This window comes from Streptomyces sp. B21-105, from assembly GCF_036898465.1.
In the GTDB taxonomy this organism is placed as follows: domain Bacteria; phylum Actinomycetota; class Actinomycetes; order Streptomycetales; family Streptomycetaceae; genus Streptomyces.
On record NZ_JARUMJ010000001.1, the window covers coordinates 3859651 to 3871564 of the forward strand.

Genomic DNA, 11914 nt, shown 5'->3' on the forward strand with positions numbered 1-11914 from the left:
CACCGGTCGGCAGATCGTATGGGCCTACCGTTCCAACGGCTTCCCCCCACCCACGGCCGCCGCCCGGAGGTGCCCGTATGCCCGCCACACCGCCCCGGTTCCCGCGCCGCCCCCGCCCGCGGCGCCGCGTGCCCCCTCACCTCGTGCGACGGCGGCGCCCCCGCTGGGCCGTACGGGCGGCGACCACGCTCTCGGTGGTGCTGCTCGCCTCCGCGGGCATCGGCCACTCGGTGCTGAGCAGCCTCGACGCCGGCATCGCCCGCGTCGACCCCTTCAAGGACATGAAGAACCGTCCGCGGGCCGGCCACGGCATGAACGTGCTGCTGGTCGGCACCGACGGCCGTGACCGGATCAGCGCGGCGGAGCGCCGCCGGTACCGCCTGGGCGGTGCGCCCTGCCACTGCACCGACACCATCATGATCGTGCACGTCTCGGAGGACCGGGAGCGGGCCAGCGTGGTCAGCCTCCCGCGGGACTCCTACGCCGAGACGCCGCCGCACACCGACCAGGTCACCGGCAAGGCGCACCGCGGCCACCCGATCAGGATCAACGCGGCCTACGCGGAGGGCGGGCCGCAGCTGACCGTCCGCACGGTGGAGAACATGACGCACGTCAAGATCGACCACTACCTGGAGGTCGACTTCACCAGCTTCATGAAGACCGTGGACGTTCTCGGCGGCGTGAAGATCTGCACGGCGACGCACCTGAAGGACGCGTACACCGGCCTGGACCTGGAGCCGGGCGCGCACACCCTCGAGGGCGGCGAGGCCCTGCAGTACGTGCGCGCACGGCATGCGGACGCCTCCTCCGACCTCGGCCGGATGAAGCGTCAACAGCGGTTCCTGGCGGCCCTGCTGGACCGGGCCACCTCCTCCGGGGTGCTGCTGAACCCACTGAGGTTCCGTGACGTGACGCGGGCGGTGCTCGGTTCGGTGCGGGCCGACCGGGGCTTCGGCGCGGAGGAACTGCTGGACCTCGGGCGGGCGATGCGCACCTTCTCCCCGTCCTCCTCCGAGTTCGTCACCGTCCCCATCGGGGACATGGGATATGTCGCGAAGGGTGTCGGCTCGACGCTGAAGTGGGACGCGGTGAAGTCGCGGCGTCTCTTCCGGGCGCTGCGCGACGACAAGCCCCTCGCCGCGCACTCCCGGCGGCGCGAGGGCCGGGCCGCGCGCGTGGAGGTGGCGCCGCAGCAGATCCACGTCCAGGTGGAGAACGGCACGCGCACCACGGGACTCGGCGGGCGGGTGGACGCGGCGCTCGCGGCGACGGGCTTCCGCACGACCGGGCGGCCGGTCAGCGCGGCCGACCCGACCGTACGGCGCACGGTCGTCGCCTACGACCCGCGTTGGGACCGTTCCGCGAAGTCCCTCGCGACCGCCCTGCCGCACAGCGAGCTGCGGGCCGTCAAGGGTCTCGGGCCGACGCTGAGGGTGACCGCCGGCGCGGACTTCCGGGGCGTGCGCACGGTCCGGGCCGCCGACGCGGAGGACGGGGAGTTCTCCGTCGTACGCGGCGACGAGGTGGGGTGCTCGTAGGCGGGAGCGCCCCGTCCCCGATGGCGGGGACCGGTGGGAAGGCGTAGGACGGAAGGGCACGTATCGGGCCCGCCCGGCCGGCCCCCTCACTCCCGCACGGGCCCCTCACCACGAGGAGGAGCCATGACCCAGCCCGGAACCATGAACGCGATGAGCAGCCAGATGCAGGACTGCGTCGAGGCCTGCATGTCCTGCCACAGCATGTGCGAGGAGACCATGAGCTCCTGCATGCAGATGGGCGGCCAGGCCCAGATGCAGATCATGCGGGCGCTGCTGGACTGCTCCGAGACGACCCGCATGTGCGCCGACATGATGATGCGGCGCTCGCCCATGTCGACCGAGATGTGCGCGATGTGCGCCAAGGCGTGCGACATGTGCGCCGAGGCCTGTATGGCCATGCCGGACGATCCCCAGATGACGCGCTGCGCGGAGTCCTGTCGCCGCTGCGCCGAGATGTGCCGCACGATGGCGGGCGCCGCGATGTGACGCGGAGCCGCCGGAACACGGAAAGGGGCGCCCGGTGCGGGCGCCCCTTTCCCTTGAGCGGGTGGTCCGGGTCAGTTGCCGGTGACGGTGACCTTCTCGTCGTTGTTCAGCTCGTTCACCAGCTGCTTGACCTTCGCCTTGTCCCAGACGAGGTTGCCGCCGGAGGAGCCGGAGATCGGCATGTTCAGCGAGGTGCCGTCGCCGCCGTTGACGCCCTTCATCGCGAAGAACATGGACCCGAGGTCGTACAGCCCCATGTCCTTGTCGACGATGAGGGAGTCGAGGCCCGCGCTCATCGTCGGGTACAGCTTGAAGGGGTTCAGAATCGTGCCGGGGGTCGCCACCTCGTGCGCGAGGGCGGCGAGGAACTTCTGCTGGTTCTTGGTGCGCTGCAGGTCGGACGCGGCGAACGCGTGGCGGGTGCGGACGAATGCCAGCGCCTCCTCGCCGTTCAGCGTCTGCTTGCCCGCCTGGAAGTCGGCGCCGGAGTACTTGTCCTTGAAGGCCTTGTCGATGGTGATCTCGACGCCGCCGACCGCGTCCACGATGCTCGCGAAGCCGGCGAAGCCGATCTCGACGTAGTGGTCGATGCGCAGGCCGGTGTTGAACTCGATCGTGCGCACCAGCAGCTCCGGGCCGTCCGTCGCGTACGCGGCGTTCAGCTTGATGTGCCGGCCGGTGCCCTTGTACGTCTTGCCGGACTCGGAGCCGACGAACGTCGGGAGCTCGACGTCCGAGTCGCGCGGCAGCGAGACCAGCGTGTCGCCGTTGGAACCGACGTGCAGGATCATCATCGAGTCGGTGCGCTTGCCCTCGGCGGAGCCGGTGTGCAGCTTCTTCTTCTCGTCGGCGGACATGCCCTCACGGCTGTCGGAGCCGACGATCAGGTAGTTCGTGCCGTCGCCGCCCTCGGGCCGGTCGATGACCTTCGACAGGTCGACCTCGCGCTTGAGCTTGCCGTCGGCCCAGAAGTAGGTGCCCACCGTCGTCACGACCAGCACGGTCACGACGGTGATCGCCGTCCACTTGATGCGGCGCCGCCAGTTCGGCGCGGGCCGCGGCTCACCGCCGGGGTAGCCGCCGTCCCCTCCGGAGCCGCCGGAGTCGCCGCCGTAGACCTGGCCCGTGTTGTAGCCGCTGTCGTACCCGGTCTGCCGTGCGTCGGTGTAGTCGCCGTATCCCTGGCCGTTGACGTACGACGGCTGCGGCGGGACGCCGGCGCCCTGCGGCGGGGCGGCCGGACCGCGGCGGACCTGCCGCATGACACGCGGGCTCTCGGGCTGCGCGTTCGCGCTGCCGCCGCCGTACCGGTTGCCGCGGTCCCTGTCGGACCATCCCTCGGGCCAATCGTTCATGCGGAACAGTGTGCAGGGCAGTGCCGTGTGCCGTACAAGGGCCGTCGGAGAATCAGGGCCCCGCTGTTGCCAAGCTGACACAAAGTCCCGGCTTGTCCCCCGCATCATTAAGGTGGAGGACATGACAGACCAGGTCACCGCAGCGGACTCGGGCAGCACCCCGGACATCCCGGGCAAGCCCACGTCGGCGTCCCGCACCACCCTCAGCCACATCATGACCCACGCCGACACCAACCTCCTGGGCACGGTGCACGGCGGGGTGATCATGAAGCTCGTCGACGACGCGGCGGGCGCCGTGGCCGGCCGGCACTCCGGCGGCCCCGCCGTCACCGCGTCGATGGACGAGATGGCGTTCCTCGAGCCGGTCCGCGTCGGCGACCTCGTCCATGTGAAGGCGCAGGTCAACTGGACCGGCCGGACGTCGATGGAGGTCGGGGTGCGGGTCCTGGCCGAACGCTGGAACGAGTCCGCACCGGCCACCCAGGTCGGCTCGGCCTACCTGGTGTTCGCCGCCGTCGACGCCGACGGCAAGCCGCGCACGGTCCCGCCGGTCCTCCCCGAGACGGAACGCGACAAGCGCCGTTTCCAGGAGGCCCAGATCCGCCGCACCCACCGCCTGGCCCGCCGCCGGGCGATCATGGAACTGCGCGAGCGCCGCATCTCGGAGGGACTCGAGGACTGAGCCGCCGTAGGGCGAAGGCCCCGGCACACGCACGCCCGCCGGGGCCTCCCACCTGCACGAAACCTGCACGAACGACTACGGCAGGTTCCTCGCCATGACGATGCGCTGGACTTGGTTCGTTCCCTCATAGATCTGGGTGATCTTCGCGTCGCGCATCATGCGCTCGACCGGGTAGTCGCGGGTGTAGCCGTAGCCGCCGAGGAGCTGGACGGCGTCCGTGGTGACCTCCATCGCCACGTCCGAGGCGAAGCACTTGGCGGCCGCGCCCTGGAAGGTGAGGTCGGAGTCGAGGCGCTCGGACTTGGCGGCCGCGGCGTAGGTCAGCTGGCGGGCGGCCTCGATCTTCATGGCCATGTCGGCGAGCATGAACTGGATGCCCTGGAAGTCGGCGATGGCCTTGCCGAACTGCTTGCGCTCCTGGACGTAGCCCTTGGCGTAGTCGAAGGCGCCCTGGGCGACGCCGAGGGCCTGCGCGGCGATGGTGATGCGGGTGTGGTCGAGCGTCTTCATCGCCGTCGCGAAGCCGGTGCCCTCCTCGCCGATCATGCGGTCGGCCGGGATGCGGACGTTGTCGAAGTAGACCTCGCGGGTCGGGGAGCCCTTGATGCCGAGCTTCTTCTCCGGGGCGCCGAAGGAGACCCCCGGGTCGGACTTCTCGACGACGAAGGCGGAGATGCCCTTGGAGCGCTTCGTCGGGTCCGTCACGGCCATGACCGTGTAGTAGTCGCTCACGCCGGCGTTGGTGATCCAGCGCTTCACGCCGTTGAGGATCCAGTGGTCGCCGTCGCGGACCGCCTTGGTCTTCATGCCGGCGGCGTCCGAACCCGCGTCCGGCTCGGAGAGCGCGTACGAGAACATCGCGTCGCCCTTGGCGAGCGGCGACAGGTACCTCTTCTTCAGGTCCTCGGAGCCGGACAGGATCACCGGGAGCGAGCCGAGCTTGTTGACCGCGGGGATCAGCGAGGAGGACACGCAGACGCGGGCCACCTCCTCGATGACGATGACCGTCGCGAGGGCGTCGGCGCCCGCGCCGCCGTACTCCTCGGGGACGTGCACGGCGTGCAGGTCGCTGGCCACCAGCGCGTCCAGCGCCTCCTGCGGGAAGCGCGCCTCCTCGTCCACCGCGGCGGCGAACGGCGCGATCTTCGCCTCGGAGAGCGAGCGGATGGCGTCGCGGAGCATGTCGTGCTCCTCGGACGGGCGGTACAGGTCGAAATCAGCCGATCCGGCCAAGGTGTCTCACGCTCCAAAGACGCTGCGGTCACCGTGCTAACTACCGTTAAGTAACTCAAATTTTAAAGCGCCGCCGAGGCTGGGGGATACGTGACCTTGGCGACAGGGGTCTGCCCCGGGATCTGCCCGGTGAAGGGCGTCCGCACGCCCCGACTATGCTCGGGCGCGCAGCGACGGCATCCCCCACAGGAGCATTCATGGCCCTCAAGATCACCGTGATCGGCACCGGCTATCTCGGCGCCACGCACGCCGCGGCCATGGCCGAGCTGGGCTTCGAGGTGCTCGCTCTCGACGTGGTGCGCGAGAAGATCGAGATGCTCGAGCGCGGTGAGACGCCCATGTACGAGCCGGGTCTCGAGGAGCTGCTGCGCCGGCACGTCGCCGGGTTCGAGGGGTCCAGCGGCCGGCTGCGGTTCACCCAGGACTGGGCCGAGGTCGGGGCGTTCGGCGACGTCCACTTCGTCTGCGTCAACACGCCGCAGAAGCACGGCGAGTACGCGTGCGACATGTCGTACGTCGAATCCGCCCTCGCCTCGCTCGCCCCGCATCTGACGCGGCCCGCGCTGGTCGTCGGCAAGTCGACGGTGCCGGTGGGGTCCGCGGACCGGCTGGCCCGCATGATCGCCGGGCTCGCGCCGGCCGGTGCGGACGCCGAGCTCGCCTGGAACCCGGAGTTCCTGCGGGAGGGTTTCGCGGTGCAGGACACGCTGCACCCGGACCGGATCGTCGTCGGCGTGCGCAGCGAGCGGGCGGAGGCGCTGCTGCGGCAGGTGTACGAGACGCCCGTCGGGGAGGGGTCCCCGTTCGTCGTCACGGACTTCCCCACGGCCGAGCTGGTGAAGACGTCCGCGAACTCGTTCCTCGCCACCAAGATCTCCTTCATCAACGCCATGGCGGAGGTGTGCGAGGCCGCCGACGGCGACGTCGCCAAGCTGGCCGAGGCGATCGGGTACGACGACCGGATCGGCAAGAAGTTCCTGCGGGCGGGGATCGGGTTCGGCGGCGGCTGTCTGCCCAAGGACATCCGCGCCTTCATGGCCCGGGCCGGGGAGCTCGGGGCCGACCAGGCGCTGACCTTCCTGCGCGAGATCGATTCGATCAACATGCGCCAGCGGGGGCGGATGGTGGAGCTCGCGCGGCAGGCACTGGGGGGCGAGTCGTTCCTGGGGCAGCGCATCGCCGTCCTCGGCGCCACCTTCAAGCCCGACTCGGACGACGTCCGGGACTCCCCCGCGCTCAACGTGGCCGGGCAGATCCATCTGCAGGGCGGTCAGGTCACGGTGTACGACCCCAAGGGGATGGACAACGCCCGCCGCCTCTTCCCCACCCTCGGCTACGCCCCCTCGGCGCTCGAGGCGGTGCGGGGCGCCGACGCGGTGCTGCATCTCACCGAGTGGCGGGAGTTCCGCGAGCTGGACCCGGCGGCGCTCGGCGAGGTCGCGACGACCCGGCTGATCCTGGACGGCCGCAACGCGCTCGACCCGGAGCTGTGGCGCAAGGCCGGCTGGACCTACCGGGGGATGGGCCGCCCGACGGCCTGACATCCGCGCTCTCGCGGACTCGTGCGGGCGACGCCGGTTCGGCCGAGGCTCAGTCGGCCGAACCGGCGTCTTTCTGCATTCTGCACCACCGGCCTGTGCGACGGCCGGTCAACCACCTCGCGCGGGGGACTGCTTCGCGCGGTGAACTGCCTTTCGCAGTGGGCTACTTCGCCCGGTACCGGCGCGTCTTGGGGCGGGAGCGGCGCGGACCTGCGGGGCCGCCCTCCCGACTGGCGGGGGCCCCGGACGGCGCCGGAGTGTGTGTGTACGCCGCCCCGGCCGGGCACCCGTTCTGCCTGTGCCGCTGCATACCGCCGCTTTTGAGCCAGGAGGGTTCCCATGCCGCCGCCCGTGGCCCGTTTCCGTTCCGTCGTCCTCGACTGTCCCGATCCGCGCGCGCTCGCCGCGTTCTACGCGGCGGTCCTGGGCGGCTCCCTCGACGCCGGGGAGGGCGAGGAGGGCGAGGACGACTGGATCGTCCTGCGCGTCCCCGACGGCCCCAGGATCGCCTTCCAGCAGGTGGACGGGTACACCCCGCCGGAGTGGCCACGCGCGGACCGCAACCCGCAGCAGTTCCACCTGGACCTCGACGGCGGCGCCACCTGGGAGGAGATGGACGCCGCCCATGAGCGGGTGCTGGCGCTCGGCGCCCGCCCGCTGGACCTGGAGGACCGGGAGGAGAAGGACTTCCAGGTGTACGCCGACCCGGCCGGGCATCCGTTCTGCCTCTGCCGCATCGACCGCGCGTGAACAGTCCTGACCCCTCGGCTGGTCCCGTCAGGCGTCGCGGCGGCCGTCCAGCTGTGCGATTCCCGCCGTCGGCGGCTCCCGGCGGTCCCGGGCGGCCCGGGCCGCGAAGTCGGCCGTGCGCAGGACGCGCTGCATGTTGCCCCAGGTCAGCAGGGCGATGTCGGTCTCCGGCCAGCCGCGGTCCAGCAGCTCGGCGATCAGGTGCGGGTAGCCGGAGGCGTCGGCGAGGCCCTGCGGGTGGGCGGCACCGGAGTCGTAGGTGCCGGACAGGCCGACGCAGTCCCGGCCGGCGACCGCGCGGACGTGGTCGAGGTGGTCGGCCACGTCCCGGACGCTCGGGCCGGTCTGTTCGGCGGTCAGCGGCACCAGGCACAGTCCCTTGGCCGCGCCCAGCTCGGCGAGCAGTTCGTCGGGCAGGTTGCCGGGGTGCGGGCGCAGCGCGCGGGCGGCGGAGCGGGTGCAGAGCACCGGCGTCTTGGAGAGCGCCAGCACCCGGCGGATCGTGGCGTCGAAGGCTCCGGAGAGGTCGGCCAGCACCCCGATCCGGTTCATCTCTCGCACGACCTCCTCGCCGAACCGGGTCAGCCCCGCCTCGCCCGCCCAGGAGGCGTCGACGAGGTTCAGGACGCGCAGCCCGAGGGTGTGCAGCGACCGCAGGATGCCGAGTGAGCCGTCCAGCGCGGCGGCCGTGGCCGGGCCGAGCACGACGGCCACCCGGCCGCAGTGGTGTGCGTCGATGACCTGCCCGGCGCTGAGCGCCAGCCGCAGCCCCTCGGGGTGGGCGGCGATCACCGAGCGGGCGTGGTCCAGCTGCTCCAGGACCGCGCCGACAGCCCGTTCGGCGGTGCGGCCCTCGGGCGGGTGCAGTGACCACAGCAGCGCGCCGACGTGCCCCTCCCGCAGCCGGGGCACGTCCGTGTCGACGGCGCTCTCGCCGAGCTGGAGGTCGTACCAGGACAGGTGGCGCAGGGCCCACGGCAGTCCGCTGTAGCCGTCGGCGACGGGGTGGACGGCGAGGAGGGTCCGGGCGCGTTCCAACGGGCTGCCCGCCGGCTCCGCCTCCGGCCCCCGCCCGTTTTCCGGCTCGTTTTCCGGCTCGTGTTCCGGCTCCGGGACGGCCTCCGGCGCGGCGGCGTCGGTCTCCTCGCGGCCGGTCTCCCTCCGTGTGCGGGGGCCGGCCGGGGAGGGGGCCGTCTGCGCCTCGTCGTCCAGCTCGCCGGCCTCGGGAAAAGGCCGCAGTTCGTCCTGGAGGTCGGCCATGACGGGTCTCCGTACGTCGATCAGCAGTACGGTCACCGTCGCACGGGGGGCGGTGTACTTCCTGGTGGACAGGGCGTTCGGGGGTACGCGGGCGGGGACGGCCGCTCCCCGCCCGCCTCGGACGGGGTCACCCGTCCAGCGACCCGATCGTGGCGTGGGACGGCGCGCGCGTGGCCCGCAGGTCCCGGGCCACGTCCTCCGCCGCACCCAGCACGCGGACCGCGTTCTGCCAGGTCAGCTTGGCGAGGTCGGCGGTCGACCAGCCGCGGTCGAGGAGCTCCGCGATCAGGCGGGGATAGCCGGAGACGTCGTTCAGTCCTTCGGGGGTGAAGGCCGTGCCGTCGTAGTCGCCGCCGATGCCGAGATGGTCGACGCCGGCCGCCTCGCGCATGTGGTCGAGGTGGTCGGCGACCGTGGCGACGGTGGCGATCGGGCGGGGGTGGCTCTCCTCGAAGGCCCGGTGCACCTTCATCGCCTCGGGGGTGGTGGCGAGGTGGTGGAAGCCGTGGGCGCGCATGTTGTCGTCGGCCGCGGCCGTCCAGTCGACCGCCGCCTGGAGGACGAACTTCGGCACGAACGTCACCATCGCCATGCCGCCGTTGGCGGGCAGCCGCTCCAGGACGTCGTCCGGGACGTTGCGCGGGTGGTCGCAGACCGCGCGGGCGGAGGAGTGGGAGAAGATCACCGGTGCGCTCGTCGCGTCGAGCGCGTCGCGCATGGTCGTCGCCGCCACGTGCGAGAGGTCGATGAGCATGCCCTCGCGGTTCATCTCGCGCACGACCTCGCGGCCGAAGGCGGACAGGCCGCCGACCGCCGGTTCGTCGGTCGCGGAGTCCGCCCAGTCCACGTTGTCGTTGTGGGTGAGCGTCAGGTAGCGCACGCCGAGCGCGTACAGCCCGCGCAGCGTGCCCAGCGAGTTGGCGATGGAGTGGCCGCCCTCCGCGCCCATCAGCGAGGCGATCCGGCCCTCCGCGCGCGCCGCCTCCATGTCGGCGGCCGTCAGCGCCGCGCGCAGGTCGCCCGGGTGGCGGGCGACGAGCCGCCGTACGCAGTCGATCTGTTCCAGCGTCGCCGGGACCGCGTCGGGCAGGTCCGAGCGCACGTACACCGACCAGTACTGCGCGCCGACCCCGCCCGCGCGCAGCCGGGGGATGTCGGTGTGCAGGTGGGCGTGCTGGTCGGCGGCGATGTCGCGGGCGTCGAGGTCGTAGCGGACCTGTTCGCGCAGCGCCCAGGGCAGGTCGTTGTGGCCGTCGGCGACCGGGAACTCGCGCAGGAGCTCGCGGGCGGCGGCCAGTGAGGTCGGCTCGCTCACGTCGCCCGTCACTTCCCGAAGCCGAAGCCGTTCGAGCCCTCGACCTTGGCGCGCAGGCGCTTGCCCTTCTCAGTCGCCTGGTCGCCCAGCTCCTGCTGGAACTCGCGCATCCTGGCGAGCAGCTCCTCGTCGTGGGCGGCGAGGATGCGGGCGGCCAGCAGGCCGGCGTTGCGCGCGCCGCCGACGGAGACGGTCGCGACGGGGACGCCGGCCGGCATCTGCACGATGGACAGCAGGCTGTCCATGCCGTCCAGGTACTTCAGGGGCACGGGCACGCCGATCACCGGCAGCGGGGTGACGGAGGCGAGCATGCCGGGCAGGTGGGCCGCGCCGCCGGCGCCCGCGATGATCGCCTTGAGGCCGCGTCCGTCCGCCTGCTCGCCGTACGCGATCATCTCGCGCGGCATGCGGTGCGCGGAGACGACGTCGACCTCGTACTCGATCTCGAACTCGTCGAGGGCCTGGGCTGCGGCCTCCATGACGGGCCAGTCGCTGTCCGACCCCATGACGATGCCTACGACAGGGCTCATTCGGTGATCGTGCCTCTCAGGTAACCGGCTGCGTGACGTGCGCGTTCGAGGACGTCGTCCAGGTCGTCGCCGTAGGTGTTGACGTGGCCGACCTTGCGGCCGGGCTTCACGTCCTTGCCGTACATGTGGATCTTCAGCTGGGGGTCGCGGGCCATGCAGTGCAGGTAGGCGGAGTACATGTCCGGGTAGTCGCCGCCGAGGACGTTGACCATGACCGTCCACTTGGCGCGCGGGCGCGGGTCGCCGAGGGGGAGGTCCAGGACCGCGCGGACGTGGTTGGCGAACTGCGAGGTGATCGCGCCGTCCATCGACCAGTGACCCGAGTTGTGCGGGCGCATCGCCAGTTCGTTGACGAGGACGCGGTGGGAGCCGTCGGCGTCGCGGACCTCGAACATCTCGACCGCGAGGTGGCCGACGACGTCCAGTTCCTTGGCGATCCGCAGCGCCATCTCCTCGGCCCGCAGCGCGAGGGCCTCGTCCAGGCCGGGGGCTGGGGCGATCACGGTGTCGCAGACGCCGCCGACCTGCCGGGACTCGACGACCGGGTACGCGACCGCCTGACCGTGCGGGGAGCGCACGACGTCGGCGGCGAGTTCGCGCACGTAGTCGACCTTCTCCTCGGCCAGCACGGGGACGCCGGCCCGGAAGGGGTCCGCGGCCTCCTCGGCGGAGTCGACGACCCACACGCCCTTGCCGTCGTAGCCGCCGCGGACGGTCTTCAGGACCACCGGGAAGCCGTCGCCCTCGGCGCCCTCGGCCAGGCCTTCGGCGGCGAAGGCGGCCACGTCGGCCGGGTCCGTCACAATCCGGTGCCGTGGGCACGGGACGCCGATCGCGTCGAGTCTGGCGCGCATCACCCCCTTGTCCTGGGCGTGCACCAGCGCGTCGGGGCCCGGGCGGACGGGAATGCCGTCCGCCTCCAGCGCCCGAAGATGCTCGGTGGGAACGTGTTCGTGATCGAAGGTGATCACATCGCACCCGCGTGCGAATTCGCGGAGCGTGTCGAGATCGCGATAGTCGCCGATGACGACATCGCTCACGACCTGCGCCGCGGAATCCTGAGGGGTGTCACTGAGGAGCTTGAACCTTATGCCGAGCGGGATGCCCGCCTCGTGTGTCATACGAGCGAGCTGGCCCCCGCCGACCATGCCGACTACCGGGAACGTCACGCCCCCAGGGTATCGGCCACGCCACCGCGGCCGGATCCCGCGCCTCTTACCGGGC

General features: G+C 71.7%; 11 protein-coding genes. 5 read left to right on the forward strand and 6 right to left on the reverse strand.

Going from position 1 to position 11914, the window contains the following annotated elements; genetic code table 11:
- The first annotated feature begins 77 nt into the window (after positions 1-77).
- The gene (locus tag QA802_RS17230) at positions 78-1538 is read left to right on the forward strand and encodes an LCP family protein (protein WP_334523314.1); all 1461 of its coding nucleotides are present in this window, start codon (positions 78-80) and stop codon (positions 1536-1538) included.
- A 123-nt stretch (positions 1539-1661) separates the two neighbouring features.
- On the forward strand, positions 1662-2024 hold the full coding sequence (locus QA802_RS17235) for a four-helix bundle copper-binding protein (RefSeq protein ID WP_319172067.1): 363 nt from the start codon (positions 1662-1664) through the stop codon (positions 2022-2024).
- Positions 2025-2095: 71 nt separating this feature from the next.
- Here QA802_RS17235 and QA802_RS17240 read toward each other — a convergent pair whose 3' ends face one another.
- The gene (locus QA802_RS17240) at positions 2096-3379 is read right to left on the reverse strand and encodes an LCP family protein (RefSeq protein ID WP_334523318.1); all 1284 of its coding nucleotides are present in this window, start codon (positions 3377-3379) and stop codon (positions 2096-2098) included.
- A 121-nt stretch (positions 3380-3500) separates the two neighbouring features.
- Between QA802_RS17240 and QA802_RS17245 the strand changes: the two genes are divergently transcribed.
- Positions 3501-4061 carry an acyl-CoA thioesterase gene (locus QA802_RS17245; RefSeq protein WP_334523321.1) on the forward strand — a complete coding sequence of 187 codons (561 nt, stop codon included), beginning with the start codon at positions 3501-3503 and terminating at the stop codon, positions 4059-4061.
- Between the two features lie 75 nt (positions 4062-4136).
- Here the strand turns inward: QA802_RS17245 and QA802_RS17250 are convergent, their stop codons facing one another.
- A complete protein-coding gene (locus QA802_RS17250; protein WP_057578524.1) occupies positions 4137-5294 on the reverse strand; it encodes an acyl-CoA dehydrogenase in 1158 nt (385 codons plus the stop codon).
- Positions 5295-5491: 197 nt separating this feature from the next.
- Here QA802_RS17250 and QA802_RS17255 point away from each other — a divergent pair, with 197 nt between their 5' ends.
- Together QA802_RS17255 and QA802_RS17260 are read left to right on the forward strand one after the other, a co-directional pair.
- Positions 5492-6835 (forward strand): UDP-glucose dehydrogenase family protein, encoded by a 1344-nt coding sequence (locus QA802_RS17255; protein WP_319172063.1) that lies wholly within the window; start codon positions 5492-5494, stop codon positions 6833-6835.
- 339 nt (positions 6836-7174) lie between these two features.
- Positions 7175-7585, forward strand: a complete 411-nt coding sequence (locus tag QA802_RS17260) for a VOC family protein (protein WP_319172062.1) — start codon at positions 7175-7177, stop codon at positions 7583-7585.
- A 27-nt stretch (positions 7586-7612) separates the two neighbouring features.
- Here QA802_RS17260 and QA802_RS17265 read toward each other — a convergent pair whose 3' ends face one another.
- The 4 genes from QA802_RS17265 to QA802_RS17280 form a co-directional block, all read right to left on the reverse strand.
- The gene (locus QA802_RS17265; RefSeq protein WP_334534709.1) at positions 7613-8845 is read right to left on the reverse strand and encodes a dipeptidase; all 1233 of its coding nucleotides are present in this window, start codon (positions 8843-8845) and stop codon (positions 7613-7615) included.
- Positions 8846-8972: 127 nt separating this feature from the next.
- A complete protein-coding gene (locus tag QA802_RS17270) occupies positions 8973-10160 on the reverse strand; it encodes a dipeptidase (protein ID WP_334523326.1) in 1188 nt (395 codons plus the stop codon).
- An 8-nt stretch (positions 10161-10168) separates the two neighbouring features.
- Positions 10169-10666 carry a 5-(carboxyamino)imidazole ribonucleotide mutase gene (purE, locus tag QA802_RS17275; protein WP_334534711.1) on the reverse strand — a complete coding sequence of 166 codons (498 nt, stop codon included), beginning with the start codon at positions 10664-10666 and terminating at the stop codon, positions 10169-10171.
- Between the two features lie 20 nt (positions 10667-10686).
- A complete protein-coding gene (locus QA802_RS17280; RefSeq protein ID WP_334523329.1) occupies positions 10687-11859 on the reverse strand; it encodes a 5-(carboxyamino)imidazole ribonucleotide synthase in 1173 nt (390 codons plus the stop codon).
- Between the last annotated feature and the right edge of the window lie 55 nt (positions 11860-11914).